General features: G+C 65.9%; 27 protein-coding genes and 2 pseudogenes. 14 read left to right on the forward strand and 15 right to left on the reverse strand.

The window, feature by feature from the left end; all coding sequences use genetic code 11:
- Nucleotides 1-79: 79 nt before the first annotated feature.
- From ACFC4D_RS16390 to ACFC4D_RS16400, 3 genes are all read right to left on the reverse strand, one after another.
- On the reverse strand, nt 80-424 hold the full coding sequence (locus tag ACFC4D_RS16390; RefSeq protein ID WP_376064036.1) for a hypothetical protein: 345 nt from the start codon (nt 422-424) through the stop codon (nt 80-82).
- 232 nt (nt 425-656) lie between these two features.
- Nucleotides 657-1058 carry a DUF4279 domain-containing protein gene (locus ACFC4D_RS16395; protein WP_376064038.1) on the reverse strand — a complete coding sequence of 134 codons (402 nt, stop codon included), beginning with the start codon at nt 1056-1058 and terminating at the stop codon, nt 657-659.
- Between the two features lie 444 nt (nt 1059-1502).
- Nucleotides 1503-2480 carry a helix-turn-helix transcriptional regulator gene (locus tag ACFC4D_RS16400; RefSeq protein WP_376064040.1) on the reverse strand — a complete coding sequence of 326 codons (978 nt, stop codon included), beginning with the start codon at nt 2478-2480 and terminating at the stop codon, nt 1503-1505.
- A 61-nt stretch (nt 2481-2541) separates the two neighbouring features.
- Here ACFC4D_RS16400 and ACFC4D_RS16405 point away from each other — a divergent pair, with 61 nt between their 5' ends.
- Together ACFC4D_RS16405 and ACFC4D_RS16410 are read left to right on the forward strand one after the other, a co-directional pair.
- Nucleotides 2542-4788, forward strand: a complete 2247-nt coding sequence (locus ACFC4D_RS16405) for an ATP-binding cassette domain-containing protein (protein ID WP_376064043.1) — start codon at nt 2542-2544, stop codon at nt 4786-4788.
- Nucleotides 4789-5415: 627 nt separating this feature from the next.
- A complete protein-coding gene (locus ACFC4D_RS16410; RefSeq protein WP_376064045.1) occupies nt 5416-6018 on the forward strand; it encodes a hypothetical protein in 603 nt (200 codons plus the stop codon).
- Nucleotides 6019-6257: 239 nt separating this feature from the next.
- Here ACFC4D_RS16410 and ACFC4D_RS16415 read toward each other — a convergent pair whose 3' ends face one another.
- Together ACFC4D_RS16415 and ACFC4D_RS16420 are read right to left on the reverse strand one after the other, a co-directional pair.
- Nucleotides 6258-6884, reverse strand: coding sequence for an NAD(P)-dependent oxidoreductase (locus ACFC4D_RS16415; protein ID WP_376064048.1), 627 nt, complete (start codon nt 6882-6884; stop codon nt 6258-6260).
- A 148-nt stretch (nt 6885-7032) separates the two neighbouring features.
- Entirely contained in the window at nt 7033-7665 is a 633-nt protein-coding gene (locus ACFC4D_RS16420) for a TetR/AcrR family transcriptional regulator (protein ID WP_376064051.1), read from the reverse strand.
- Between the two features lie 87 nt (nt 7666-7752).
- Here ACFC4D_RS16420 and ACFC4D_RS16425 point away from each other — a divergent pair, with 87 nt between their 5' ends.
- The 6 genes and pseudogenes from ACFC4D_RS16425 (at nt 7753) to ACFC4D_RS16450 (ending at nt 10123) form a co-directional block, all read left to right on the forward strand.
- Nucleotides 7753-8148, forward strand: a complete 396-nt coding sequence (locus ACFC4D_RS16425; protein ID WP_376064054.1) for a nuclear transport factor 2 family protein — start codon at nt 7753-7755, stop codon at nt 8146-8148.
- A 127-nt stretch (nt 8149-8275) separates the two neighbouring features.
- Complete coding sequence (locus tag ACFC4D_RS16430; protein WP_376064057.1) at nt 8276-9118, forward strand: tyrosine-protein phosphatase; 843 nt, start codon at nt 8276-8278, stop codon at nt 9116-9118.
- 222 nt (nt 9119-9340) lie between these two features.
- A pseudogene (locus tag ACFC4D_RS16435) lies at nt 9341-9481 on the forward strand (IS3 family transposase); the annotation flags it as partial.
- Between the two features lie 92 nt (nt 9482-9573).
- Nucleotides 9574-9711: pseudogene (locus ACFC4D_RS16440) on the forward strand (DUF2975 domain-containing protein); the annotation flags it as partial.
- Nucleotides 9712-9748: 37 nt separating this feature from the next.
- Nucleotides 9749-9907 (forward strand): DUF2975 domain-containing protein, encoded by a 159-nt coding sequence (locus ACFC4D_RS16445; protein ID WP_376064871.1) that lies wholly within the window; start codon nt 9749-9751, stop codon nt 9905-9907.
- A gap of 9 nt (nt 9908-9916) precedes the next feature.
- A complete protein-coding gene (locus ACFC4D_RS16450) occupies nt 9917-10123 on the forward strand; it encodes a helix-turn-helix domain-containing protein (protein ID WP_375960197.1) in 207 nt (68 codons plus the stop codon).
- A gap of 210 nt (nt 10124-10333) precedes the next feature.
- On the opposite strand, the gene ACFC4D_RS16455 is transcribed toward ACFC4D_RS16450, so the two are convergent.
- The 3 genes from ACFC4D_RS16455 to ACFC4D_RS16465 form a co-directional block, all read right to left on the reverse strand.
- Entirely contained in the window at nt 10334-10552 is a 219-nt protein-coding gene (locus ACFC4D_RS16455; protein WP_376064060.1) for a hypothetical protein, read from the reverse strand.
- Between the two features lie 66 nt (nt 10553-10618).
- Nucleotides 10619-10840, reverse strand: coding sequence for a hypothetical protein (locus ACFC4D_RS16460; RefSeq protein WP_376064062.1), 222 nt, complete (start codon nt 10838-10840; stop codon nt 10619-10621).
- Nucleotides 10841-11053: 213 nt separating this feature from the next.
- Nucleotides 11054-11461: a winged helix-turn-helix transcriptional regulator gene (locus tag ACFC4D_RS16465; protein WP_376064064.1), complete on the reverse strand. Its 408-nt coding sequence runs from the start codon at nt 11459-11461 to the stop codon at nt 11054-11056.
- A 77-nt stretch (nt 11462-11538) separates the two neighbouring features.
- Between ACFC4D_RS16465 and ACFC4D_RS16470 the strand changes: the two genes are divergently transcribed.
- Both ACFC4D_RS16470 and ACFC4D_RS16475 read left to right on the forward strand, forming a co-directional pair.
- The gene (locus ACFC4D_RS16470; RefSeq protein WP_376064067.1) at nt 11539-12492 is read left to right on the forward strand and encodes an NADP-dependent oxidoreductase; all 954 of its coding nucleotides are present in this window, start codon (nt 11539-11541) and stop codon (nt 12490-12492) included.
- Nucleotides 12493-12826: 334 nt separating this feature from the next.
- Nucleotides 12827-13594 (forward strand): SDR family NAD(P)-dependent oxidoreductase, encoded by a 768-nt coding sequence (locus tag ACFC4D_RS16475; RefSeq protein ID WP_376064069.1) that lies wholly within the window; start codon nt 12827-12829, stop codon nt 13592-13594.
- A 124-nt stretch (nt 13595-13718) separates the two neighbouring features.
- Here ACFC4D_RS16475 and ACFC4D_RS16480 read toward each other — a convergent pair whose 3' ends face one another.
- The gene (locus ACFC4D_RS16480; RefSeq protein ID WP_376064072.1) at nt 13719-14084 is read right to left on the reverse strand and encodes a hypothetical protein; all 366 of its coding nucleotides are present in this window, start codon (nt 14082-14084) and stop codon (nt 13719-13721) included.
- Between the two features lie 181 nt (nt 14085-14265).
- On the opposite strand from ACFC4D_RS16480, the gene ACFC4D_RS16485 reads away from it, so the two are divergent.
- Nucleotides 14266-15006: an XRE family transcriptional regulator gene (locus ACFC4D_RS16485; protein WP_376064074.1), complete on the forward strand. Its 741-nt coding sequence runs from the start codon at nt 14266-14268 to the stop codon at nt 15004-15006.
- 6 nt (nt 15007-15012) lie between these two features.
- Nucleotides 15013-15483, forward strand: a complete 471-nt coding sequence (locus ACFC4D_RS16490; RefSeq protein ID WP_364651028.1) for an NUDIX domain-containing protein — start codon at nt 15013-15015, stop codon at nt 15481-15483.
- A gap of 120 nt (nt 15484-15603) precedes the next feature.
- Here ACFC4D_RS16490 and ACFC4D_RS16495 read toward each other — a convergent pair whose 3' ends face one another.
- Nucleotides 15604-16689, reverse strand: coding sequence for a Fic family protein (locus ACFC4D_RS16495; RefSeq protein WP_376064077.1), 1086 nt, complete (start codon nt 16687-16689; stop codon nt 15604-15606).
- A gap of 238 nt (nt 16690-16927) precedes the next feature.
- Between ACFC4D_RS16495 and ACFC4D_RS16500 the strand changes: the two genes are divergently transcribed.
- Both ACFC4D_RS16500 and ACFC4D_RS16505 read left to right on the forward strand, forming a co-directional pair.
- Complete coding sequence (locus ACFC4D_RS16500; RefSeq protein ID WP_376064080.1) at nt 16928-20035, forward strand: DUF4132 domain-containing protein; 3108 nt, start codon at nt 16928-16930, stop codon at nt 20033-20035.
- A 280-nt stretch (nt 20036-20315) separates the two neighbouring features.
- Nucleotides 20316-21437, forward strand: a complete 1122-nt coding sequence (locus ACFC4D_RS16505) for an epoxide hydrolase family protein (RefSeq protein WP_376064083.1) — start codon at nt 20316-20318, stop codon at nt 21435-21437.
- 56 nt (nt 21438-21493) lie between these two features.
- On the opposite strand, the gene ACFC4D_RS16510 is transcribed toward ACFC4D_RS16505, so the two are convergent.
- The 5 genes from ACFC4D_RS16510 to ACFC4D_RS16530 form a co-directional block, all read right to left on the reverse strand.
- On the reverse strand, nt 21494-21769 hold the full coding sequence (locus ACFC4D_RS16510) for a MerR family transcriptional regulator (RefSeq protein ID WP_376064850.1): 276 nt from the start codon (nt 21767-21769) through the stop codon (nt 21494-21496).
- A 748-nt stretch (nt 21770-22517) separates the two neighbouring features.
- On the reverse strand, nt 22518-23531 hold the full coding sequence (locus ACFC4D_RS16515; protein WP_376064085.1) for a DUF5914 domain-containing protein: 1014 nt from the start codon (nt 23529-23531) through the stop codon (nt 22518-22520).
- A complete protein-coding gene (locus ACFC4D_RS16520) occupies nt 23528-25117 on the reverse strand; it encodes an FAD-dependent oxidoreductase (RefSeq protein WP_376064088.1) in 1590 nt (529 codons plus the stop codon). Before ACFC4D_RS16520 ends, ACFC4D_RS16515 begins: the two co-directional genes overlap by 4 nt.
- Entirely contained in the window at nt 25114-25446 is a 333-nt protein-coding gene (locus ACFC4D_RS16525; protein WP_376064091.1) for a lycopene cyclase domain-containing protein, read from the reverse strand. Before ACFC4D_RS16525 ends, ACFC4D_RS16520 begins: the two co-directional genes overlap by 4 nt.
- Nucleotides 25443-25793, reverse strand: coding sequence for a lycopene cyclase domain-containing protein (locus ACFC4D_RS16530; RefSeq protein WP_376064093.1), 351 nt, complete (start codon nt 25791-25793; stop codon nt 25443-25445). Before ACFC4D_RS16530 ends, ACFC4D_RS16525 begins: the two co-directional genes overlap by 4 nt.
- Between the last annotated feature and the right edge of the window lie 5 nt (nt 25794-25798).

The following is a 25798-nucleotide window of genomic DNA, read 5'->3' on the forward strand; positions in this document are numbered from 1 at the left end:
GGCTGCGGTCGGGCGCGCCTGCCGAAGATTAGCGGGCACAGCGCTGTTCGGTCGCGGGCAGTGCACCCTCATGCCGATTTCAGGGTGGGCCCCGACGTGTGTCAGGCGGAGGGAGACGCGGTTCGCTGGATTGCCAAATGATCTGAGAGGGCACCCTGGATTCAGCCGCTGCTTGCGCCTCCGCAATCGAGAGGTGTGGTCCTGAGTCAGGCCAGAACGGCGCTGCGTCGTGCAGGGCCTTGAAGGAGGCATAGTAGGCATGCCCGGTCGAATCGAGAAGCGGTTCTTCGTCCGCGTCGAGCGTGCCGTCTTCCTTGCCCAGCTCGTACCAGAAGTCGTAATCGAGACGGACGACGAACACCGGTGTGGCGATGAGGTTGTCATACAGCCACGAACCTGTAGCGACGATATCCCGACCATTCATGATGACCAGATCTTATGCGGGAGTTCGCAGGGTATCAGCGTCGATACCTGGCCAACGTCCTGAAATGCCGCATCCCGGGCGTTGGTCGCTCGCCCAAACCGGTTGGTCGACAGCGCCTTCCGGCCCACCATTGAGTGTCCAAGTAGCCAAGGTGCGTGCCAGACGAGACTTGCTTTGCATGGGTACCCGTCGGATATCCACCATCGCCACCTGCGGCGGTCGAACGTCGATCTCAGCAATTCTCCGGCGCTGCGGGCGGATGCAGATCAAGCACGATGTCGAGGCCCAATGCGGCCACATCGGCGACCAGATCGGCAGGCAGCACACAGCCACCCTGGCCGTTGCCACTGCTGAAGCCGAGAAACAGGTCCATCTCGCAGTCGACGGACAAGCGAGCCAATTCCTCACGACACCCGCCCATGAGTCCGAGGAGCGCCCGGACATGGTCCGCGAGGTCGCTGTTGTTGGACAGACCACTTTGCCGAATCCACACGCTGCTCTTCCGTCGAGCGCTGGCCGGATTTCGGGGACTCATCAGGCTGCCACGCTCGAACTGGCGATCCGCGGTGATGCCCAACCGAGCTGCGATCTCGCTCGCGCTGACCGCCTCACTCCAGATACGGATCGATCCCATCGACCACTTCGCGTCCTCCGACAGCGGCGGTACCTTCACACTTGCTGACACGCGGTTACCATCGCAGACTGGCCTGCATCCCGCTAACCCGTTTCTTTACACCTCGCGGATGGATCCCATGAACCCCTGGTGAGCACCCGTCCGCCGAACGCACTCAATTGCCGCGTCCCGCGCGTTGGTCGACTGTCCAAACCGGTTGGCTGTCAGCGCTTCCCGGTGCACTCTTCTGCCGAGTTGAAGGCATATGTGATCGTCGTACGCGGTTCGATCCCGAGAGCGGTTGGAATGGTTGGATACCGGGATAGATGACAGCGGCCACCTGAAATCAGGTCTGTCCAAGAGCGTCTGGACCGACGTCGACTTCTCGGAGATGATCCTGGCCGGGATCCGATCCTGACACCGGTCGCTTACCAGCCGCGACCCGAGGGCCACCTCGTCTGTTCACTATGTTGGCCCAGACTCGGCGGCCCGGTTCAGTCGTTGGGCGAGTTGGGCTGCGTGATCGCGGAATTCGGCGGGCTCTTCGATAGCGAATTCCGCGCCGATCAATCCGACCTGGAGAATCAGCCAGTGGAACGAATCCACCTGGACGATCAGGCGGCAGCGGTTCGGCCCGCGGGACTCGATCTCGCAGTCCTGGAATTTGAGCGCGTCCGCGACGGCGGCGGCGGAGGTCTCGATGGTGAGGACCGCGCGGTGGCGGCTGGCGCTCAACCCCGCACGCAGATACTCCGCGCCCGACCGGGCCGGCAGCGGGCGCGGGGTGAAATGGCTTGCGGTAGCCACGATCTCGTCGATGCGATCGAGGCGGAAGGTACGCCAGTCGGCCGCTCGTACGTCCCAGGCCAGCAGATACCAACGCAGGTGGAGGTAGATCGTGCGGTACGGCTCGACCCGGCGGTGGGAGGTGTGTGCGTCCCGGTCGAGGTAGGTGAAGGTGAGGTATTCGTGCCGGGCCGCCGCGGCACCGAGGATCGCCAGCGCCTCCGGTCGCACCGCCGGTGCGTTCTGTGGTGCGGCCTCCACGGTGTCGCGCAGCGCGACCACGGCCGGTCGCAGGCGATGCGGCAGGAATTGGTCGAGTTTGCCGAAGGCGCGGTCGGCCGCGGGGGCGAATCCGTTGCCGTCTACGGGTTCTCGCGGCGCCGTGGCACCGAGCAGGGTGAGGCCGACCAGTGTTGCGACCGCCTCGTCGTCGTCGAGTACCAGCGGCGGCAGGGTCTGGCCGGCGGCAAGTCGATAGAACCCGCTGGGCCCGGGCTGTGTCGACACCGGGTAGCCGTACTCGCGCAGCCGTTCCACATCGCGGCGCAGCGTGCGCGGGCTGGTGTCGAGCCGAGCGGCCAGTTCCTTTCCGCTGAACCGCCGCCCCGTCTGGAGCTGGGCCAGCAGTTCGAGCGTTCGACGGGTCACATCGGCCATCTCTCCATCATGGCGCTCATTGCGGTCAAGATCCGGCCACATCTGTCGATAGCGTCGAAGAATGACCACATTCGAGCAACACCGCTCAGTCCGGATCCGTGGCGCCCGCACGAACAATCTGTGCCGGATCGACCTCGATGTGCCGCGCAACAACCTCGTCGTCTTCGTCGGGGTCTCCGGATCGGGGAAGTCGTCGCTGGTGTTCGACACCATCGCGGCCGAAGCCGGATATCAGGTGAATGAGAACTACCCCCCGTTCGTGCGCAATCGGCTACCCCGCTGGACTCGGCCGGAGGTGGATCACATCGAGGGTTTGTCGCCGGTGGTGGTGATCGACCAGCGACGACTCGGCGCCAATGCCCGTTCCACCGTCGGCACCATCACCGATGCGTACAGCTATCTGCGCCTGCTGTTCTCGCGGATCAGCACCCCGCATGTGGGAGAGTCGAATCACTTCTCGTTCAATGATCCGGCTGGAATGTGCCCTGCCTGTTCGGGATTGGGACACACGATGTCCACTGCTGTGGAGCGGGTACTGGATCTGGACAGATCACTGGAACAGGGAGCGATCGTGCTGCCGGGCTTCGGCAACGGACAGTACTGGTACCGGCAGTACGCCGACATCGGCTCATTCGACGCGACCACGCCACTGCGCGAGTGGACCGAGTCCGAACGACAAGCGCTGCTGTACGGAGGAACCGCGGCGGCACGGCTGGGCACCCGTCCCCCGAGGGACTACGAAGGGGTCATCGAGCGGTTCGAACGGATCTACCTGCACACCGCGGACAATCTCTCCGAACGTAAGCAGAGCGTGCTACGGAAATTCACCCACGCCCAGCCGTGCCCGGACTGCGGTGGCGATCGGTTGAACGCCGCCGCCCGCTCGGCCCGGGTGCTGGGCCGCACCATCGTCGAGATGAGCGGCACGGAGATCGCCGAACTCGCCGAAGTGGTTGCGGGCGTGACGGATCCGAGCGTCGCACCGGTGGTGGCGGCCCTGCGCGAGCGACTCGTCGCGCTCACCGGCATCGGACTCGGCTACCTGTCGCTGGCCCGGCCCACCGGTACCCTGTCCGGCGGTGAAGCACAGCGCATCAAGACGGTGCGCCATCTCGGCAGCAGCCTCGTGGAAATGCTGTACGTCTTCGACGAGCCCACCATGGGTCTGCATCCGCACGATGTCCGATCACTGACCGCGATGCTGAAACGGTTGCGGGACAAGGGCAATACCGTGCTGGTCGTCGAGCACGATCCCGACATCATGCGTATCGCCGACCGGATCGTGGAGATCGGGCCGGGCGCGGGGACCGCCGGCGGTGAGGTGATATTCGAGGGACCGTTCGGCGCGCTGCGCACCGCCGACACCCCGACCGGACGTGGATTGCGAGCACACCGCACCCGACGCGAACACCGCACTCCCACGGGCAAACTGCGGATCGACAACGCCACGCGAAACAATCTGCGCGGGCTCACCGTCGATCTACCCACCGGGGTGTTGACGGTGCTGACCGGGGTCGCCGGATCCGGGAAGTCCACTCTGGTAGCGGAATTGGCCGATCGGTATCCCGCCACCATCGTCGATCAACGTCCGCTCACCACCAATCGGCGCTCGACACCGATCACCTATACTGGTATCGCGCCCGCGATCCGGCGGCTGTTCGCCACCCGCAACGGCGTGAGTCCCACGCTGTTCAGCGCGAATTCGGCGGGGGCCTGCCCCACCTGTAAAGGGCTCGGTGTCAGCTATACCGATCTGGCCTTCATGGACGGCCAGGAAACGGTGTGCGAGAGCTGCGGTGGACGGCGCTTCACCCCGGAGGTACTCCGGTACACGGTGGACGGTCTGACCATCGCGGATATCGACGACCTCACCATCACCGATGCCGCCGCGCGCCTGCCGGAACCGGGTATCGCCGAACCGCTGCGACGTATCGCCGAAGTCGGCCTGGGCTACCTGCGCCTGGGCCAGTCGCTGACCACGCTCTCCGGCGGCGAATGCCAGCGGCTCAAGATCGGCAAGGAACTGACCCGCACCGCAGACAACACCCTCTACATCCTCGACGAACCGACCACCGGCCTGCACCTGTCCGATATCGACATCCTGCTCGAGCTCCTCGGCACGCTCGTCGACAAGGGCAACACTATGGTGGTCATCGAGCACAACCTCGATGTCATCCGCCAGGCAGACCACATCATCGATCTCGGACCCGGACCTGGACGCCATGGTGGACAACTCGTGTTCGAGGGCACACCCGAAGAGCTCGCCACGTGTCCGGACTCGAAAACCGGTCGCGCTCTGCGGCGTTGACGACATGTCAAAGATATTCCGGCGGAACAATTTCCGGCTGTGGCGAGTGATCCCGGCGCGATCGAAGCGATGACCTACTTGCAGCGAAACCTGCTCCAGCACAACGAAATACAGCTGGCGTGCCAGGTGCATTCGGTAGATGTCGGCCAAGTCCCGCGGCCGCACAAAGCCCCACACGATGGTGATCGCGGTAGCGGCGATCGCTTTGAGAGCACGTTTCCAGCCGTGCTGCCGCCGAGGTGGTCGAGCAGTGCTCACATACCGATCATCGTCGAATGAGGCGTCCAGCTCGCCATCGATGTCGATCGAGCAGGGGAGAGCTATACCGGTTCCGATTTGTGGCGGCGGCATCTCCCAGGAACAGCTACACGTGATGCGCCATCTGTGGCATCGCGACATCATTCCTGCATACGGTGCGGGGCTGCGGTTGCCTGGAAGCTGTGGCTCGGGACGGAGGAGGTGTCCTGTCAGCGACCGGACCACGCGGGGTATCCCGAAAGATCAACGGGCTGAACGTCGCTCGGCCCGCCATGAGGAATCCACTTCTCGACGCTCCCGCCGGGCACGACGTGCACCCCGTACACACTCTGTGCTGCTGACAATCGGAGGACATGGTTAGATCTGCCGGTGGGCACGACAGGATGTTGGTTCGTCACGGCTTTACCAGACGACTCGGTCCAAATGTTCAGACAACACTTCACCGACGACCAGGACCCCGATACCGCCGAGATGCAATGGTGGCGCGGGAGCGGCGGCGAATTCCCGGTCGCAGAGCCGCTCGGTCACTGGATGGTGAACTCCGCAGAAGCCGAACGCTTCAGCGATCTGGTCATGTGCGACTGCGGAGTCGAACTGTGGGAGGTTCTGCAGGACCTGCCTTCGATCCCCGCGGAACACAGGTTTGTCGTCTCCGCCAGCAAAAGCGAGCCCACTGCGGCTCTGTGCTACGGCCTGGGCCCGAAAGCCACAGATCTTCTGCCTGGTCGATTCGGCGATTTTCTCTTGACCGCGCAAGAGGTCGACGCGGTGCTCCCGAACGTCGAGCAGGCTCTGGCCATTACCGGTCCACGTCGTCAGAGTGTGGTCGATCGGATCGAAGCCTGGTCCGCACAGATGGTCGACGGCGGCAGTTTCTGTACCCCTGAACTGCTATTGGACAGTCCCTTGCAGCTGTTCCGGCTCGCCAAGCAGGAGCGCTTGGGTCTAACAGCATTCTCAGTATCGTTCTGAACCAATGAGGCAGTTCGTCCCCGGCGCTCTGGGTTCACCGCGAACGCCAAGGCCGTTCGAAAACCGTGCACCTGTCGAAGGTCGACGTCGAAGTCCATCTCGTCGGGCGACCAGGGGCGAAAGATCACCTGTACGCCCGGGACCGGTCGGCGTATTCGGCATGGCGCAGGGTGTGCGCAGTGGCCAATATTGCCGGGCTGACCTGACCGCCGCCACCGAGCGGCATCGGAATCGCTTGGCTAGCTGGCGATCTCGACTCGCTGCCGATACGTGGCCGGCTCCGCGAGATTGCGTACGATCCAGTCCGCGACGTCAGCTCGGACAGCCGTACCCGCTTTGTCGAGGTGCCCGCCGATCGCCACCCGGTAGGCGTTGGTCGGCTCACCGTCCTGGAGCATGGGCACCCGCACGATCGTCCAGTCGAGTCCTGATCCGGCGACCACCTCCTCCATCCGGCTCAGATCGGCGTGGATTTGGCCGTAGATGCGGGTTGCCACCCAGTGCGTCATATGGCGTTGTAGGAACGGCAGATGGTCGGTGGACAGACCCGCTGACGACATGACCGCGAGCCGGGGTGGTCCGGCGGCCTGTGCCGCGGCGACGATATTGCCGAGACCTTCGGAGAACACTGTGGTCGCCCCGCGTCCGCGCGCACCGAGCGCCACCACGACCGCGTGTTGTCCCGCCATGGCCGCTGTCAGATCCGGTTTGTCCCGCACGTCCGCGCGGGTCGTGATCAGCCCGGGCCGGTCGGCGATTCGGCTGGGGTCCCGGGCCAGTGCGGTGACGGTATGACCGTCCCGCAATGCCCGCCCGACCAGCAGAGCACCGGTCCGGCCCGCCGCGCCTACCACCAGAACATTCATCAACTCACCCTTCGGTCGTGCCATACCGCGTGCACTCGACGCGATCATTATTTGGTCAGACGATATGTTTGAATATTTCCGCAGCAGGGGCGGACCTGGCATCGCACCCGCCCGAATAGGCGCGGCGCGAACGAGGTCGCAGGACCGGCTACGACTCCTCGCCGTAGTCGGCCAACCCTCGCGCGAGTACCTCGACCGCATGCCGGCCTTGCGCCAGAACATCTTCCACGAGATCGGGGCCGCGACGGCCGTCGAGCACGGCTCGGTGGAGGTACCCCTGCATAGCGCGCAGGACGCCCACCATGGCATTGGCTACCACCGCTGCGGCAACGTCACGATCGGCGTCGTCGGCGAGCAGCGTGGCCAAGCGGTCGGCGCTCGCTTCGAACAGTTGCCTTTGACGAGCCTGCAAAGCCGCGCTCGAGCCGATGATGCGGGCGATGACAGCGAGGCGTTCCATCGCTTGCGGGTCCTCGGCGTTCAACAGGCCGCGTGGTCGCACGACGAAATCCCCGAACGCCTCGAACGGTGACACGCCGGCCGCGCGGTCCCGAACCACCAGCAGCAGATCGGCGCTGAAATCATCCAATCCACCGAAGATCAGATCTTCCTTGGTTCCGAAGTAGTTGAACACGGTCTTCTCGGAAACGCCTGCGGCACGCGCGATTTCAGCCACGGTCACATCATCGAAACCGCGCTCGGCGAACAGCTCGGTGGCGACCCCGACGATCTGCTGCCTGGTCTCGAGCTTCTTGCGCGCTCGCAATCCGACTTCGGTCATGACGCCGACGTTACAAGCATCTTGACTTACAGTCACTGTATTTTTACTGTGACTATACAAATAGTGACTTCCGTCGAAAGCAGAACCATGACAACCACCGATGACATCCTGGAACTGGGCGCACGCTGGGCAGCCGCGGAAGAACGCGCGGACATCGCCGAACTCGATGCCATCGCCGCCCCCGACTTCACGTTGGTCGGTCCACTCGGTTTCGTTCTGGACAAGCAGCGGTGGCTGGCGCGTTACCGCACCGGAGACCTCGTCACCAGTTCCCTGACCTGGCATGACGTCACAATCCGCGACTACGGCACCGCCGCCGCGGCAATCGGAACCCTCACCCAGCAAGCCCAATTCAACGGAACCGACGCCAACGGCTCCTTCCGCGCCTCCCAACTGTTCGTCCACAACGGCATCCACTGGACCCTCGCCGGCCTGCATCTGTCCCCGATCAACGCCATGCCATTCCAGCCGCAACCGCGCTGAGCAGCTGGTCCCGAGCCGAGCATTGCGAATCCCAATCGCCGAGTGCGCGTCGCGACTGGATGAACTGTTCACGAAAGCGGTCGGAGTCCTCGAGCATGATCTCCGGGTCGGGGCGAAGATCCGCACAGTGGTCCTGGACGTCGACCGCTGTGAACTCGACAGCGCGGTGCGGCTGGGTAACCAACGTGTCGATGCGCTGGCCGACATGCGCAGACGCGCCGAAGCCGAGCAGCGACGAGCCGACGACGACAACCCGCGATGGCGGGATATGTTCGCGAAGATTCCGAATGTCCGTGATTTGGGCGGGATCCCGACAAAATCGGGAGGAGAAGTCCGGTCGGGCATCATTATCCGATCAGGCACCCCGGAGCATGCCACACCCGAAGATGTGACCGCACTGGTCGATTCGCTCGGTGTGGGCTCGGTGGTTGATGTGCGTGCCCCGAAGGAGGCCGCGGCCGGGCGCGGCCTGCTGAACAATCGGAATGACGTTGTCGCCCTGAACATGCCGATCGGCTCTCCCGTGCCGCAGGTTCCGGGCAAGACGGATTTCGTCAAGGTCTATCGAGAGTCCTTGGAAGCGAGCCCGGAATCGATTGTCGCGCTCGCTCGGCACGTCCTCGATGCGGACGGGGCCGTTCTCATCCACTGTCTGCACGGTAAGGATCGGACCGCCGTGGCGGTCGCCGCACTATTGGACGGACTCGGCGTCTCGTCCAAGGAGATCCTCGCCGACTTCATGCTGACCAATAGGCGACTCGAACAGATACGAAGTGTCGAAGGCATTCGCCCGCCACGTCCGGCACAGGCTCGGGCCATGACGGGAGCGCTCGACATACTCGAGTCCTACAGCACCCGGCTGGGACTGAGCGATGGAGGCGGGTACCTGATCGCGCACGGCTTCACCACCGATGAACTTGTTCGCTTGCGCGCGAAGGCGACAACGGGACAGATCGAGCGATCCGGATGAGCCCGGGCATGCCGAAACGGCCGCTACCGGGTTCAGGGAAACGTCCCTCACACCTCGACGCCAGAAGTACTGCTGATGCGGCGCTCATGCGGTGGCTGGTGCAGTGCGGACGACCACTCCGCCGCCGAGTGCCGAGATACCCAGTGCCACAGCGACAATTGTTGTATCGCTCGATAGGGCCGATGGTGTCGCTGAGATAGCCGGCGCTGACAGACGGTCACCGAGGTCGAATTCGCGCTCATGGAATGGGCCGACTGGTACAATAACGCCCGCCTGCACTCGCGGCTGGGCTACCTGAGTCCGGCCGAATACGAAGCCGCGTACTACTCTCAACAACCGCCACGCCGACCGGCGCTGGTCTGAATCCGAAGCCGGTCCCTTTCGCCCAGCCTCATCTCGAGGGTAGGAACGCGCACGCCACGCTCACCGAGATCTACTTCCACGATCCGTTCCTGGTGTGCGCGTACATCGCATCCATTCCGGTCTTCGTTGCGCTCTATCACACGGCGAAGTTCACCGGATACGCCGGGAGGAATCGCGTTTTCGCGCCCGCGGCGGTGAAATCCCTACGGGCCATTCGCCGTTGCGCGATCGCCGTCATCGGATGTGCGGTGGGATTCGAAATCTATCTTGTCGCTTCCAACGGCTTCGACGATCGGGCGGGAGGGCGTCGCGATCGGTCTGCTGATCATGTTCATCGCATCGGTGATCGCTGCGGGCGCGGCCTTGTTCGTGCGGATCGTGCAGCACGGCGTGGACTTGAAAACCGAGAACGATCTGACGGTGTGACGAGACGATATGGCAATCGTAGTCAACATCGACGTCATGCTCGCGAAGCGAAAGATGACCGTCACCGAACTGGCCGAGAGAGTCGGAATCACGATGGCCAACGTGTCCGTTCTGAAAAACGGTAAGGCGCGGGCTATTCGGTTCTCCACGTTGGACGCGATCTGCGAAGCGCTGGAGTGTCAGCCGGGCGACATTCTGGAATACAAGAAAACCTGAATCCCTCACCTCGAAAGATCCACGGCCCGAACGCCGCTCGGCCTGCGGTGGTGCGCCGTGCTGCCTCATGCGGCGAGATCGCCGCATGAGAGAGCGAACGGCATTGAGTTGTAGGTTCTTTCGGTATTCCGCGCGATCGGTGTAACTGGGAGATATCCGCAACCGGCCCCCGCCATCGCAGTCGCTGATGGGGGCCGTAGCTATGAGTATTTACGGAACGAGCTGCCAGACGAGGTTGCCCGCGAAGCGACCGTTAATGGTCGGATTGCAGTAGAGGGTTCGCCCGTCGGCTCCCTTGATGACGGCAGTGGAGTTGCCGCACGGCTGACCGGGGTTGGGCCCGGGGCCGGCGTCGGCGACCGCATGGCCGGTGAGCGCCGCGGCCAGCGCGATACCGCCGGCGAGCAGTGCGTGTCGAACAGTACGCATGTGATTCCCCCCGGAATCTGTTGTGGCAGAACAGATTGATTCGTTGAAGTGCTACCCGGCCGAGAATCAGCGGGTGGCGTCGGGAACCCACATGTATCCGCTGGCCCCGGTATTGACGCAGATGACCGGTTTGCCGGTGTTCACATCCCAGGTCTTATGCATCAATTCGCTGTGCGGGCACCAGGTGTGTGCGATCGGGGTCGCGTTCGCCGATGCGGGCCCGGCCACGGCGATGCACGCCGCGGCGATGATGCCGCCGATCACCGCTGTACCCTGCACGACCTTCATGGTGTTCTCCCCTCGTTGTGTGTCAACGACAGTGCCGCGAGGGTGTTAACAAAACCTTGCGGTTGGCTTGGAGCTCAGCGCGTTCGGGAGGGTTCGGTGCCACCGGATGGTGCGCGGCGACCATCTGGAATACGTTGTCGCGCACGGTATTCCCCGCAGTATCGTGAGCGCGTGGGTGGTCGCGAGGGTGGTCGAGCTCGCGCCGGGCGCAGGTCAGTCCGCGCGGTGCGCGTGGTCGTACCCGAGGCGGGCGTGATGCACCCGGTCCATATGGTCCTCGGCCCAGCCCTTGATCGCCTGCATGACCGGCAGCAGCGAATACCCGAGTTCGGTCAGCTCGTAATCCACCCGGGCCGGGACCGATCCCGTCACCGTGCGCGCGACCAAGCCGTCGCGTTCGAGGTTGCGCAGAGTCTGGGTGAGCATTTTCTGGCTCACGCTGGCCAGGCGGCGCTGTAGATCGCTGTGCCGTTGCGGCCCGTCCGCCAGGGCGTTGATCGCCAGGCTCACCCATTTGTCGGCGATGCGGTCCAGGAGTTGGCGCGCAGGGCATTCGGCCAGGTAGGCGTCGTATCCCGCGCTGGCGTCGGCGCGGCGCTGGGCGGCTGTGCGGGTGGGCAAGAGGGCTCCTTCACGTACCGTAGGCACTCACGAGTGCCTGCTTCCTGAACCAGGCCAACTCGACTTTATTGATCGATATGCCCACCAACGACACAATGCGCGCGGTGATAGCGCGCGGCTACGGCGGCCCCGACGTCCTCGAGCTGGTGCGGGTTCGGATTCCCGACCCCGGTCCGGGACAGGTGTTGATCCGCGTCCACGCCGCGACAGTCAACCCCGTCGATCTCCTCACTCGGTCCGGAGCGCTGGCCGATGCCGGCCTGATGACTCCGCGTGAGACCACGGGCATCGGCTGGGACGTCGCGGGAGTGGTCGAAGCGGTAGGTCCCGACTCGAGCGACACCCCGACGCCATTTGTTGTGGGGCAGAACGTCATCGGCCTGCGCGATCTGCTGGACCGCGCCCTCGGCACCTACGCCGACTACGTGGTCCTGGATGCCTGCGCGGTCGCCCCCGCTCCCGATCTCGATCCCATCGCGGCCGCGACCCTGCCGCTCAATGGCCTCACCGCCGCGCAATCGCTGGACCTGCTCGCTCTCAGCGAGGGGGACACCCTGCTGATCACCGGAGCCGCCGGTGCGGTCGGCGGATTCGCCGTCGAACTCGCGGCCCGCCGCGGCCTGCGAGTGCTCGCCCACGCACACCCCGCCGACGAGGCATTCCTGCGCGCGGCAGGCGCCGAAGCGCTCGTGCCCCGCGACACCCACGACCTGTCGGCGGCAATCCGCGCGCTGATCCCCGGCGGGGCACACGGTGCGCTCGATGCGGCCGGGTTGGGTATGGCGGCGGTGGCGGCCGTGCGCACCAGAGGCGCGTACGTCGCCGTGGCCGGTGGAACACCACCAATCCCGCTGCGAGGCATCAGAATTCACCAGCAATGGATCAGCGCCGACGGCCCCGCCCTGGCCGGAATTGCCGCCACCGGACTCACCCCGAGAATCGCCGCCACCCTTCCCCTGGAACACGCCGCCGAGGCTCACCGCCGGATGGAACGCGGCGGCCTGCGCGGACGGGTGGTCCTCATCCCTTGAGCGGCAACCGAATTGCGCGGGAGCGGGCATGCGGATCGTTCGATCCGATCGATCCGGCCGGGACGATCGGTGTCCGACACGACAGGGCGATGTGGCGGCGCAGATGACCGAGAGCGATCGCACGAGCGGTTTCGGCCCACTGCACTGCCACACCCCGCCGCACTTGTGAAAACTGCACTGACCAGCGCGTTCACCGCTGTTGATACGGTCACATCCACTCGCTCGCGGCGGGTGGACCGACTACCTTCTGCGCGGGGATCACTGCAATCGGGTCCTGGACATGTACTCGCAGGGCCCGTCCGCGGTCCTCCACGTTCGAAAGGACCAGAGCATCATGGAGATTTCCGGCTCCGCCGCCATCGTCACCGGAGGCGCCTCCGGCCTCGGTGCGGCCACCGCCACGCGCCTCGCCGACGCCGGCGCCACCGTGTTCGGCCTGGACCTGGCCCACTCGATCGAGCGCGCCGGAGACAACGCTCCGGCCGGGGTCACCCTGATCCCGACCGATGTCACCTCCGCCGACGAGGTGGCCGCCGCGGTCGCGACCGTCGTGGAATCCGGTGTGCCACTGCGCATCGTCGTCAACTGCGCGGGCGTCGGCTGGGCGGGACGCATCGTCTCCAAACACGGTCCGCACGATCTCGAGCTGTTCCGCACGGTCATCACCGTGAACCTGCTCGGCACCTTCAACGTCGTGCGCCTGGCCGCCGACGCCATCTCCCAGACCGAACCGGTCGACGACTACGGCTCACGCGGAGTCATCATCAACACCGCCTCGGTCGCGGCGTTCGAAGGCCAGATCGGGCAGATCGCCTACTCCGCCTCCAAAGGCGGCGTCGCGGCCATGACCATCCCGGCCGCACGTGACCTGGCGCAGTTCGGCATTCGCGTCAACACCATCGCCCCCGGCACCGTCGACACCCCGATGCTCGCGGGCATGAACCCGGAATACCGCGCGGCCCTGGCAGTCGGAATCCCCTTCCCATCCCGCCTGGGCCGCCCCGACGAGTACGCCCAACTCGCGCAATACATCACCGAACACGACTACCTCAACGGCGAAACCATCCGCATGGATGGCGCACTGCGCATGGCCCCGCGCTGAGATCGTTTGTGTACCGGCTGACTTCGCCAGCGATCCCATCGCGGATCGAGGTGTATGCCGTGCGCGGACACCCGCGAGCCGCGTTATGATTCGCGTTTGGGGGTGCCGAGGGTGTCCGCCGCGGTTAGCCCGATTGCGTTGTACCACCTCCTTTTTCGTGTATGTCCACGAGTCCGGTGGACCATCGCGCATAGGTCGCTTCGGGATTCACGGTGATCACGTCCACCCGCTGCACGAGATCATGGGGGACGGTGCCGCCGTCGAAGTGGTGTGCGCTGGGAGCGATGACCGCCTCGGCGTGTAGGCGTGTGGCTTGCGTTTTCACTCTCGCCAGCGGCGGTCGCTCGGTTCTGTGGTCGTAGACGATCGTTCCGCAGAAGTCGTAACCGAGTTTTGCTGCAAGAGCCCTGATTTGATGCTCGTCCCATAGTTGGCTTACCCCGGACACGTCGGTTCGCAGATACCCGAGGGCTGCCGGTTGGTGCCGCATTGTCCGCCCCTGTCTCGTTGGTGTTGTCGTTGACGCACCCGGCGGCGGGGGCCGACCGATGTCCAGAGTGGTTCGCTCTCCCGCCGCCGCGTGCTGCTCAAAGCCTCCCGGCTCCGACGGGGACGGCGGAACCTCATACGTTTCCCAGCTCAGGACGTCCCGATGGGTGTAGAACGTCCCTATGTCGAATGAGCGGTTACGGGCCGCCATGGTGGCGCGCGGATGGACGCACGAAAGCTTGGCCCACGCCACAGGTGTGGACCCGAAGTCGGTGGAACGGTGGGTGAATCTCGGTCGTGTGCCTCGGCGGCGAACCGCGATGCATGCGGCCGAGATTCTCGGCGAAGATGTCCACGCCTTGTGGCCGGCACTGCGGCAATCACGTACGGCCCGCGCGGTCAGTCCCGAACTCGTCGCCCTCTATGACCACCGGGCCGATGTTCCGGCCTCCACGTTCATCAACGTTTTCGCCGCGGCCCGCGAACACATCGATGTGCTCGTGTATGCGGCGGTGTTCCTTCACGAGGCATATCCGCGACTCAACGCCTTGTTGACCGAGCGCGCCGAGGCCGGCTGTGCGATACGCATCACCGTGGGGGATGCAGCCAGCCCCAATGTCCAACAACGCGGCAAGGAAGAGAAATTTGGGCATGGCATCGAATCTCGCTGCCGCCTCGCCCTCATGCATTATCTGCCACTGCTGGCAACGCCGGGTATCGAGTTACGCACGCACAGTACAACTTTGTACAACTCCGTGTTTCGGGCCGACAGCGAGATGCTGGTCAACGCACACGTGTGGGGCGTAAACGCGTATGGTGCGCCCGTTTGGCATCTGCGTCGGACCCTCGACGGCGGCCTATTCGACACCTACACAGACAGTTTCAACGCGGTCTGGACATCGGCCCGGCCAGTGGAAGGGTAGGGGACCATGGCACGCACCGAGTACTACAACGACCCAGCGGCTCCCGAACCCAACAGCCTCGTCGTGGCGGCCTCTGCTGTGGTCGCAGACGACACCGGCCGCATCCTGCTCCAGCGTCGCGCCGACAGCGGCTTGTGGGCGTTGCCCGGTGGCGGAATGGAGATGACAGACAGCCTGCCCGGGTGCGCGGTGCGTGAGGTCAAGGAGGAAACCGGCCTGGACATCGAAATCACCGGCCTCGTGGGCACTTACACCGATCCCCGCCACATCATCGCCTATACCGACGGGGAGGTCCGACGACAATTCAACGTATGCTTCCTCGCGCGCGTCGTCGGCGGAGATCTCGCCATCTCCGAGGAGTCGACCGAACTGCGGTTCGTAGCCCCCGCCGAACTCGACCGGCTCGACATGCACCCCACCCAGCGACTGCGGTTGACCCACTACCTCGAGGGACGGTCCACGCCCTATCTCGGCTGAATGCCCGGCGCAGCCGCAGCGGCGCCAATCGCGTTGCAGGGCATACTAATTCACTAGCTGTCCGATGCCTGGGCGCGCTGGAGATCGATTCCTCACGCGCACGTTCAGATGTGGATTTGGTCAGACGAGGTGCCCATGGTGCGGACGTAGGCGATAGGTGCGCTTGTTCCGGGAAGGGTTGTTGATTTCGATGAAGTCCCTGGCAATCCAACTGCGTATCAGGGTGTTTGCCGTGCGCGGGCTGATTCCGAGATGTGTGGCGATCTCCGAGCCGGTGACTACCGCGCTCTCGCGAAAGAGCTCGAGAGTTCGGCGTTGGCGAGGATCGAGCTGTCGGAGAGTGGCGACCGCGCCGCCATGCGTGGTGCCTGGTGTGCGGGCGACCTCGGCGGCGCGGGACCGTACGGAGCGGAGGGCCTGGGCCATGCTGTCGCAGAAGAAGTTCAGGAATCCGGTGAGATCTGCTTGCGCACGGCCCAGGTAGTAGTTGTGTGATGGACCGACGGTCAGTGCGGTGTAGTAGCCGTTGAGGTTACGAGCGTAATGCTCGTCGAGGGAGTAGATGCTCTTCAATCCGTAGCCCGCGCGGTGCAGGACGAGCGTGGTGAGAAGCCGGGCGGTTCGGCCGTTTCCGTCGTCATACGGGTGAATTGTCGCGCATTGGCAGTGGGCGAGTGCGGCGATGAGTGGTGCGGGCAGATCGCTCGCGCAGAGGCGAGTGTTTATCCACTCGAACAGGTCTGCCATCAGTTCGGGAACATCGGATGCTACGGGTGGCAGATAGACTGTGCGACCAGTGGCGGCTTCACGAATCACGTTCTGACCCGACCGATATGGCGTGGGCGTCCGCTCTCCGGACATGACGAGCCCATGGACGCCCCTGAGTTCGAGTTCGGTGATCGAGCCGCCCGCAGCTGCCAGGGCTTCGGTCTGCTCGAGCGCACGGTAGTAGTTGCGGGCCTGGGCCTCATCACGTTCTCGGCACGGGAAGTGGTTTCCAGCAATCACTTCCGCGACCTGGGCCAGTGTCAACCGGTTGCCCTCGATCCGGGTGGAGTAATGGGTGCCCGCTAACCTGGCGGTCTCGCGGAGCGCTGCCAGAACATCGGCATGGATCGGCAGTTCGATGATCGCCTGCCGGTCGGCCTCGATGGCCATGAGCGCGGTCGCGGTCGCAGCACTGATCGTGAAATTCGGCTGGAACATGACGCCATAGTGCCGACAAACGGTGCACAGCGCATCGCACCATTTCCTTGTTCGGGCCCGCTCTTTCGGCGAACTGTGTCGAAGCCGATCCGTCGCGGGATTGGGTGACGGGATGTTCTGTGGTGTTCCGTTGCGGCGCAAATGTTTCGTGGTCGCGTGGCCGACGCGGTCGGTGCGCGGGTTGTCGTACCCGATCGTTAAGTTGTTGCGCGAGTAAGACACAACGGTGGGGGAGAGTATGGCTCGCGCGATATCGGTCGATTCCGGTGAGGATGTATGGCAGGTGCCCGCCGAGTGGCCGGTCGTGCCCGGGCGTGAGTGCGGCGCGCAGGTGGCGCCGGATCCGGAGCTGATGGCGGGGTGGGCGGCGCACTGTTCGGAGGCGGCGGCCGAGGTCGCGGCGTGGGTGGCCGTGCGCGGGGCCGAGATGCGCGCGCTGCTTGAGGCCGTCGAATCCGCGGAGCTTCGCGAAAGCGGTCTGGCGGCACTGCAATTCCCGTCGTCGGCGACTCCGCTCGGTGCGGCTGTGGTGGCGCAGATTTCGGCGCTCGTTCCACGCTGGTCCGACGGGAACGCCGCGGTCGCGGACGCCTGGGTCGGCACGTACGGTGTCGCCTTCGCTGCCGAGGCGGCGGTGCGCTTGTCGAGTCTGGACTGGGCGTTGTCCCCGGGGCCAAGCACATTCGTTCTGGCTGTGCGGCGTCCCGATGACATCAGCGGCTGGATGTACACCGCGGTGCTGTTCCGGATGCGCCAGCATCTGGCCATGGTGCCCGAGGACATCTATCGGGCGGCGGTGGCGCGGCTGGCGGCGTTGCGCGATGCGAACGCGCACCCGGTCACCCGGATCGCGACCTCGGTGCTGGCGCCCACCGAACAGCTTTGGGTCGACGCCGATATCCGGGACGCCGGGCGGCCCGCGAGAAATATCAACAACGTGCATCGCATGCTGCTGATGTCCATCACCACAGACGAGCAGTTCGCCGCGCTGGTCGACAAGACCGGCGCGCCGAGTCCGGGAGGCGGCATCGACCGCGTCCCGCTCTACACCGGCATCGCCCGGCTGGGCGCGGACGCGGCGGCCATGGTGGACCAGCTCTCCCGGATCAGCATGTCCGGCTGGGAGCGCAGGTTCATCGACATCTTGGCGTATTTGCCCTCCGATGAGGCGTTTTCGCTGTTGCTGAGCCACGTGAACCCACCGAAGGTGTCCGCTCCGGTCCTGGCGGCGATGGCACGGTTCCCGCGGCGCGCTATGCGGGTGCTGGCCCGATGCGAACAGCCCAGCCCCGTGGTGCGTGATCTGCGCGAGCGCTACGTCCGCACGCGCCCGGACCTGGCGGCCGAATTCGGGGTCGTGGTCGCCGCGCGCGCGTGGGCAGATCTCGAGTCCCTGCCCGAATCATTGCGCACGCCACTGCATCAGCGGCGCGTGACCCGCACCCGCCCCGCGATGGACACCTCCGCGTTCGCGCATCGGCCCGTCTCGCTCGACTGGCGGCCCGGCGAACAGGCGCGATGGGCCACACACCCGGATCAGCGGCGGTCGGTCAGCCGCGTCGAGAGCGCGAACGCCGCGCAGTTCGTGAGCGCGGCCGGGCCGGTCGGCGACATCGACCCCGAAATCCTCATGCCGTTCACCGGAACTCAGGTGACGACGTGGATGGTCGGCTGGCTCAACGGCAAGAAGCACCGCGGCACCGCGCGCCGCTGGTTCGATCGCCATATCGCTACGGCCGCACCGGATCTGATCGCCATGATGCTCGCCGGCCCAGGCACCTCCCGAACCGCCGCCGACAAAGCGGTCCGCGCCCTGGCCGATCGGCACCGAGACACGCTGCTGGCGACCGCTGAGCGCGTGGTGCCCGGCGCGGTGGACATCGTCACCGCGGTCGTGGACAGCTGGACCGGGCCGAAGCAGATTCCCGCGCTGCCCGAATGGCTCATGCCCGCGGGTCTGCCGCCGATTATCTTGCGCGAGAACGGTTTCGCGGTCCCCGACGCGGCGGTGTGCACGGTGGCCACGATGCTGTCGTTGAACGACTCGCACGGCAGGCATCCGGGTCTGGCGCACCTGGCCGCGATCGCCGAACCGGAGTCGCTGGCACGGTTCGCCTGGGGGCTGTTCGAGGCGTGGATGTTCTCCGGCATGGCCGAGGGCGGTATCTGGGTGATGCAGGCGCTGGCACTGTTCGGTGATGACGAGATCGCCTGGCGCCTGGAACCGATTGTCCGGACCTGGTATTACAACGCCGGATCACCGGCCGAGGCGGCCCTGCGGGTGCTGGTCGCCATCGACAGCGATGCCTCGCTCGCGGTGCTGCATCGACTCTCTCAGCAGGGCAAGGCGAAAGCATTCAAGAAGCACGCCGGCGCGGCCGTGCGCACCATCGCCGACGCGCGCGGCCTGACCAACGACGAATTCGCCGACCGTCTGGTGCCGGACTTGGGGTTGCGTGAGAACGGCGCGATCATCGTCGAATACGGCCCCCGCGCGTTCGTCGTGCGGATCGACCAGCGCCTGAACCCGCTCGTGTTCGACGCGGTGCCCGACGAGCGCGGGGGATGGGTCGCGGCCGAGAGCCGCAAGAGTGTGCCCCGGCCCGCCGCCACCGATGATCAGGACAGGGCCGCGCTGGCCTATCAGGACCACACCGCCTTCAAGGAGATTCTCAAAACTACAGCCGCGGAACAGATCACGCGACTCGAACAGGCGATGCTGTCAGGGCGTCGCTGGACCGCCGCGGAGCATCAGCGGCTGTTCGTCGGGCATCCGGTGTTGCAGCACCTGGTCCGAAGGCTCGTGTGGGTGAGCGTCGATGACACCGGCGCGGTCACCGGATCGTTCCGGATCGCCGAGGACGGCAGCCGCGCGGATATCGATGACGAGCTCGTGGACGTGGCCGACCACACCCTCGTGGGTGTCGCGCATCCGGTGCAGCTGGGCCAGTCCACCCGGGAGTGGGCGCAGGTGTTCGCCGACTACGAAATCCTCTCGCCCTTCGCGCAACTGGATCGCCCGTGGTGGACCGCGCAGACGCCGGGCTTCGCCGATGCGCTCGACCGCCTCGCCGGTCGGAGCGTGCGCACCGGAACTGTATTGGGCCTCAAGCGATTCGGATGGCGCTGGCAGGACACCGGCGGGGGACTGGTGACCCGGTTGCGGCGCACACTCGCGGACTCGGTCCACGCCGAGCTGAGCATCGAGCCCGGACTGTGGATGAGCGCGCTGCATGAGCAGGAGAAACAGACCATCACCGCGGTCACCCTGTCGGGGGCGAGCCTGGCCGACCTGGACCCGATCGTCGCCTCGGAGATGCTGCGCGAGCTGCACCTGATGAGCTGATTCGCTTGGCGCGCACCGTCTGTGCGCTGAGTGGGGTTCGGCGACGGGGTTCGTTCGGGGTGTTCGGCCGCGCTGAGATTTCTGATCACACGGAACCGCCTATGACGCGGAGTTCACCCTGTGTGCGTGACCGCCGTGGTCACTGCCCCGGTCTCGGTTTGGCGTATCGACCGCGATCGTGGGTATGTCCGCTCGGAATATTTCCGTGGCGATCATGGCTACTGTTGCGCGGATTCGCGCGACTGATCCGATGACGCTGTGACCCGTGAGGAGCCCTGCCATGTCCGCCGAGCCATTCGAGGTCAGCATCACCGACGCCGAGATCGCGGACCTGCGGGACCGACTGCGGCGCACGCGCTGGCCCGAGCGTGAGCCGGTGCAGGACTGGTCGCAGGGCGTGCCGCTGGCGTATGCGCAGGAGCTGTGTCGCAGCTGGGCCGAAGAGTATGACTTCGGGTTCGCCGAGCGGCTGAATGTGTTTCCGCAGTTCCGCGACACGATCGACGGGCTGGGCATCCACTTCGTGCACGTCCGCTCGCCTGAGCCCGACGCGTTCCCGTTGGTGCTCACGCACGGATGGCCGGGGTCGGTGCTCGAGTTCGTGGAGGTGCTGGGCCCGCTGACCGACCCGCGTGCGCACGGCGGGGATCCGGCGGACGCCTTCCACTTGGTCGCACCGTCATTGCCCGGATATGGCTGGAGCGACAAGCCGCCGACGACCGGGTGGGGCGTCACTCGCACCGCGCGCGCCTGGGACGCGTTGATGGTGTCGCTGGGTTACGAACGGTACGGCGCGCAGGGCGGTGACTGGGGTTCGGCGGTGTCCGGCGCACTGGGCGAGGTGGCGCCCGAGCGGGTCGTGGGGGTGCACCTGAACCTGGGGTCGGTGGCGGCGGGCACCTTCGACGATCCGACGCCCGCGGAACTGGCGAATCTGAAGTCCGAGAAGGAGTTTCAGCGCACCGGCCGCGGATACTCCGCGATCCAGGGGACCCGGCCGCAGACGCTCGGCTACGGCCTCACCGATTCCCCGGCGGGGCAGGCCGCCTGGATCGCGGAGAAGTTCTGGGCGTGGACCGACAACAACGGCCATCCCGAGGACGCGGTATCGCGCCGGACGATCCTCGACGAGATCTCGGTCTACTGGTTCACCGCCTCGGCCACATCCTCGGCGCGCCTGTACTGGGAGAGCTTCGCCAACTTCCGCGACACAGTGAGCGCCCCATCGGGTCTGTCCATTTACCCCCGCGACATCACCCGCCCGTCCAGGCGCGAGGCCGAACTGCGCTTCACCGACCTGCGCTGGTTCCAGGAGCTGCCGCACGGCGGCCACTTCGCCGCACTTGAACAGCCGCAGTCGCTGGTCGAACAGGTGCGCGGCTTCTTCCGCCTGTTCCGCTGACGGTCCGCACATCCCTTGCTCGGCGCGGAGTGCATCGGCAACCTCGGCCGCGGCGGTCAGTCGTTGCCGCGGGCTTCCTCGATGGTGTGCTGCAATTCGCGGTTGATGCGCTGGGCTTCGGTGAGCTGGTCTTCCAGAATCACGATCCGGCAGGCGGCCTCGAGCGGATTGCCTTCGTCGACGAGCTGGCGGACCCGTGCGGCCAGGCGCAGCTGGTAGCGAGAGTAGCGGCGGTGCCCACCCGCCGAGCGTTGCGGGGTAAGCAGTTTCGCCGCGTCCAGATTGCGCAGGAACACCTGCGTGACGCCGACGATCTCCGCGGCCCGGCCCATGCTGTAGGCGGGATAGTCGTCATCGTCCAGCCGGTCGGCCGGACTGGTGGTGGGGTTCGGGTGTGGATCTTCCACGGCGCCTCTCGGGAATCTCACGCCTTCAGGCCCCGGCGCAGTGCGCCGGGGCCTGGGGTCGTATCGAATAGGTTGACTTCAATTACGGCTACCGGCCGGGAAGGCCGGTGAATGACACCGCGTCCGATCGTGTCGACACGGACGCGTTGTGCGTTTGTGTGTGCTCGTGGACCACCTCCCAGCTCGTAGATTGCGCATCCCCGCACCCGAATATCACTGGCACGGTCCCGCTTCGAAAGTCCAGGTACGACTTCCGGCGCTCTGTCGCGGCGTTCTTCGTCCCCTCCTGCGGTCCTGTCGAAAACGGGTTCTGCACCCGCCGGCAGGGGACGGCCCACCAACTTCTCCGGGCGGTCGATCTGATCCCGGTCCCATGATCTTGCTTGTCGAACACGACCGACATTACAACGGGCCGCACCGTATGTCTACACCCACGAGTGTAGATTTCTTCCTCGATGTCAGGAGAAGGTCGCCACCACCGTGCCAAAAAATCTTCACTGATGACTCTAGACATTCGTAGCGAACGTATGTAGTTTCACTGTTGTTCACAAGGGAGATCAAGTGACTGGGCAGACGAACTGCCTGGTACGCGGTACACCGGTCCCCTCCGCGCAGGCCAGATCCGCCCGAACCCCCGCGGGCATGACCGCCGCCGGAGGGGACCGCCGCCGCTCTACCGGTGCTGTGTACGCAGCTGGTAGCGCCGCTCGGCGTAGGCGAGATCATCGCGCCACAATCGATTCGCGGCGTGGTTCATCGCCGGACGCAGCAGCGGCAGCGCATGGTGTGCGAACCGGAATCCCGGACGATCGGAGGTCGCGATGGTCGTCTCCACCACCGCGGTGCGGGCTCGGCCGTCCGGGCCGGGACCCAGTGGGGTGGCATGGGTTTCGACCACGCTGCCCGTTCCTTCGCCCGCCACGATGCGCATCACGATGGTGCGCGGATCCGGGCAGCTGAATTCGGCACGCACCGGAACGCCGAGTCGGCGGGTCACGCGGAAGGTCACCGCCAGCTCGAATCGGTGATTGTCCTCGGTGATCCCCTCGCGCGGCGGTGTACCGGTGACGTCGAGGTGGGCGAAGGAGTAGGGGTGGAACCACGAGCCGTGCCACGGGTCGAGTCGATTGGCGATGATGTCGCGCGGTTCGCACACCCCGACCAGCCGGGTCACCGCATGCACCGTCGTATCCGCGGGCCGCTCACCCAGAATCGGTGCGTCAGTGGGTGTTTCACCGCCGACGCTGTCGAGTCGCACCCATGCCAGCACGCCGTCGTCGTGGCTCGGATAGGGGCACCATCGCGACGCGTTCTCGGCCGCGCCCACCCGCAGACCGTGCCAGCGACAGATCAGCGCATCGTCCTCGACCTCCGCGGTGGCCAAGGGCGCGCCCAGATGCGGGCAGGCGCCGGGCCCGGCCCGCAGGCCGCCGGTGGCGTCGCGCCACACCACCACTTCCCTGCCACCGACTCTCGCACCGAACGGCCGGTCGGGGCGGATCGCGGTGCTGGCGGCCACGACGTACCAGTTCCCCGACGGACGCTCCTGCGACCAGCGCAGGGCCGCGGCGATCAGCGCGGGATCGGCGTCCTGATATGTGGGCCGCTGACGGGACCAGGTTCCGGGCGAGAATCGTTGTAGCGGAGAGTTCTTCGGCCAGGAGACGAGTTCGGAGCGGATGCTCATCGGGGCTGCCTTTCGCGGTTCACGAGCGTGCGCAGGAGCGCCGAGCGTCCCCGCGCGGGGACCGAGTGCAGGGTGTGCCCGGCCGCATCCCATTGGCGCAGCAGGGTATTGGCTGCCATCCACCCCGTGGTCGCGGCGCGTTCCATCAGTGCCACGGGCAGATCGACGCGGATACCGTCACCGGCCAGGGCCAGACGCGGGTGCGGGGTCCGCACGCCCGGGCGGGCGGCGAAGTCGCCGGGGGAGAACCGCGGGCAGTCCTGCCGCCACAGCAGCGACTCTCCCACGATGTTCGCCGACTCGGTCTCCGGATACATCGCGTGCAGGCGCGCGAGCAGCCGCTCACGCAGCTCGGCGCGTTGGGCGGGCGCGGGGACGGTCTGCGCGGCGGCGTACGCGTGCAGTTCCACCACGCTGCCGCCGGTGGCACGGGCCCACTTCGCCGCCTGTGCTTCGTAGCGGTCCACCACGCTGATGTTGTCGAGCGGGTCCATTCCGCCGGTGCCCAGGAAGCATGACCGGTCCGCGCGGATCGGCCGGTCCAGCCACAGCCGCTGCACCGCGAACGCGGGCGCGAGGGCTGTCGCGTCGACCCGAGCCCGCCAGGCGGCATCACCCAGGCTCGGCGAGGCGGCCACGATGCGCCGTAGTCCGCCGATATCGGTGGCGAGCACCACCGCGTCGACGGCCATGGTCGTTCCGGTGTCATCGGTGAGCTCGAATCCCGCACCGCGGGAATCGATTCGATCGATCGACACCCCGCGCCGGAACCGGACGCTGCCGGGCCGTTCCGGCGTGGCGGGCGCGGTCAGATACTCCTCGAGTGGATTCCAGAGGCTGACGTCGAAATTGTCGCGTGCCACATCGAAGATCAGTCCCTCGCTGGATCCGAGGAAGTAGATGTGGAACATCGCCGCCAGTTCGGCCGCGGACATGCGCTGCGGTTCGATGAAGAAACTGCGCGAGAACACCTCGAAGGCCAGGTGCCGCGCGGACTCGGGAAAATTGATGCCGCGCAGGAAGGTGTCCGCGTCCAGGTGGTCGAGCCGCTCGTAGATCTCCGGGACCGATACCGCCGCCAGCGGGGCGGCCGCGCGCGGGTCCATCCGGACCAGATCACGCAGCCGGAAGGTGGGACTGCGCAGTGCGAAGGCTACCGCGTTCCAGGGCGGTGTGCGCGGCAGTCCCCGGAAGGTGTCGCGGCGTCCCTGTGCGTCGACGAGCGGATAGTCCTCCAGCCTTCGCAGACGCCGCAGGGCAGGGTCGGTGCGTCCCAACAGTTTTCGAAGGTTGTAGTACTGCGCGAAGAAGGCGTGGAAGCCGCGGTTCATGGCGACCTCGGTGCCGTCGGGCAACTGCTCGTTCCAGGCGCCGACGCGGCCACCCAGATACCGCTCGCGCTCGATGACCTCTACCCGGCAGCCGCGTTCGGCGAGTCCGGTCGCGGCGGCCAGGCCCGCGATTCCCGCACCGACCACCGCGACCCGCGGGGCGGTTCCCACCAGCGCCAGGTCACGGTGACCCGGGGACGCCGGATAACGCACCCGCCGCCGATCTCGTCCCTCGACGCTGCTCGCGGCGGTCATCGCGGTACACGGCCCTGTCGTTGCCGAGCGCGTTCCCAGCCCAGCAGGACCGCGGTTACCAGAGCGAATCCGAACAAGTAGTCCTCCACCGGGATGTCCCACGGAAACCGAAGTCCGAGAATGTGATCCGGGTTGTACACCACGATCGGCGTGGTCCCCTTGGTGAGCCAGCCGTCGACCAGGATCTGAAAGCCCAGCACGATCGTCATCGTCAGCCAGTACGCCGGGCGCCGGAACAGGCCGGTGCGCAACAGTATCGACTCGGCCGCGCAGACCGCGACCACCGCGATCACGGCGGGCAGCGTGTAGCCGACTCCCGGGAAATTCATTGGCGTGCCGCCTTTCTCGCGTTCGCGAAACGACGGCGTCCCACCGCGAGCAGGTTCTCGACCGCGACGAAGGTGAGCAGGCCGCAGACCGGGACGACGAGGAAGAACAGCAGTTCCTCGAGCGGCATCGCTCCGGGCACGCTCACTCCGAGGGTGTAGCGGGGATCGAAACTCCACACGCCCGCGGCGATCGCGATCAGATCCCAGGCCACGAACAGCACCACCGCCGGCCACAGCGCGGCCAGCAGCAGACGCGGCCGTCGATAGACGCCGGTGCCGAGCGGCTCCAGCGGGGCGGTCACGCCGAGGCAGGCCACAAGTGCCAGCAGGTAATGCCAGTGGTCCATGTCGT

It is taken from the genome of Nocardia sp. NPDC056000 (assembly GCF_042269265.1).
GTDB lineage: Bacteria > Actinomycetota > Actinomycetes > Mycobacteriales > Mycobacteriaceae > Nocardia.

Bases quoted from the DNA above. Each gene is read 5' to 3' on its own strand.
- ACFC4D_RS16390 (WP_376064036.1), bottom strand. From the start codon at position 424: ATGAATGGTCGGGATATCGTCGCTACAGGTTCGTGGCTGTATGACAAC.
- ACFC4D_RS16395 (WP_376064038.1), bottom strand. From the start codon at position 1,058: ATGGGATCGATCCGTATCTGGAGTGAGGCGGTCAGCGCGAGCGAGATC.
- ACFC4D_RS16400 (WP_376064040.1), bottom strand. From the start codon at position 2,480: ATGGCCGATGTGACCCGTCGAACGCTCGAACTGCTGGCCCAGCTCCAG.
- ACFC4D_RS16405 (WP_376064043.1), top strand. From the start codon at position 2,542: ATGACCACATTCGAGCAACACCGCTCAGTCCGGATCCGTGGCGCCCGC.
- ACFC4D_RS16415 (WP_376064048.1), bottom strand. From the start codon at position 6,884: ATGAATGTTCTGGTGGTAGGCGCGGCGGGCCGGACCGGTGCTCTGCTG.
- ACFC4D_RS16420 (WP_376064051.1), bottom strand. From the start codon at position 7,665: ATGACCGAAGTCGGATTGCGAGCGCGCAAGAAGCTCGAGACCAGGCAG.
- ACFC4D_RS16425 (WP_376064054.1), top strand. From the start codon at position 7,753: ATGACAACCACCGATGACATCCTGGAACTGGGCGCACGCTGGGCAGCC.
- ACFC4D_RS16450 (WP_375960197.1), top strand. From the start codon at position 9,917: ATGGCAATCGTAGTCAACATCGACGTCATGCTCGCGAAGCGAAAGATG.
- ACFC4D_RS16455 (WP_376064060.1), bottom strand. From the start codon at position 10,552: ATGCGTACTGTTCGACACGCACTGCTCGCCGGCGGTATCGCGCTGGCC.
- ACFC4D_RS16460 (WP_376064062.1), bottom strand. From the start codon at position 10,840: ATGAAGGTCGTGCAGGGTACAGCGGTGATCGGCGGCATCATCGCCGCG.
- ACFC4D_RS16470 (WP_376064067.1), top strand. From the start codon at position 11,539: ATGCCCACCAACGACACAATGCGCGCGGTGATAGCGCGCGGCTACGGC.
- ACFC4D_RS16475 (WP_376064069.1), top strand. From the start codon at position 12,827: ATGGAGATTTCCGGCTCCGCCGCCATCGTCACCGGAGGCGCCTCCGGC.
- ACFC4D_RS16480 (WP_376064072.1), bottom strand. From the start codon at position 14,084: ATGCGGCACCAACCGGCAGCCCTCGGGTATCTGCGAACCGACGTGTCC.
- ACFC4D_RS16485 (WP_376064074.1), top strand. From the start codon at position 14,266: ATGTCGAATGAGCGGTTACGGGCCGCCATGGTGGCGCGCGGATGGACG.
- ACFC4D_RS16490 (WP_364651028.1), top strand. From the start codon at position 15,013: ATGGCACGCACCGAGTACTACAACGACCCAGCGGCTCCCGAACCCAAC.
- ACFC4D_RS16495 (WP_376064077.1), bottom strand. From the start codon at position 16,689: ATGTTCCAGCCGAATTTCACGATCAGTGCTGCGACCGCGACCGCGCTC.
- ACFC4D_RS16500 (WP_376064080.1), top strand. From the start codon at position 16,928: ATGGCTCGCGCGATATCGGTCGATTCCGGTGAGGATGTATGGCAGGTG.
- ACFC4D_RS16505 (WP_376064083.1), top strand. From the start codon at position 20,316: ATGTCCGCCGAGCCATTCGAGGTCAGCATCACCGACGCCGAGATCGCG.
- ACFC4D_RS16510 (WP_376064850.1), bottom strand. From the start codon at position 21,769: ATGGGCCGGGCCGCGGAGATCGTCGGCGTCACGCAGGTGTTCCTGCGC.
- ACFC4D_RS16515 (WP_376064085.1), bottom strand. From the start codon at position 23,531: ATGAGCATCCGCTCCGAACTCGTCTCCTGGCCGAAGAACTCTCCGCTA.
- ACFC4D_RS16520 (WP_376064088.1), bottom strand. From the start codon at position 25,117: ATGACCGCCGCGAGCAGCGTCGAGGGACGAGATCGGCGGCGGGTGCGT.
- ACFC4D_RS16525 (WP_376064091.1), bottom strand. From the start codon at position 25,446: ATGAATTTCCCGGGAGTCGGCTACACGCTGCCCGCCGTGATCGCGGTG.
- ACFC4D_RS16530 (WP_376064093.1), bottom strand. From the start codon at position 25,793: ATGGACCACTGGCATTACCTGCTGGCACTTGTGGCCTGCCTCGGCGTG.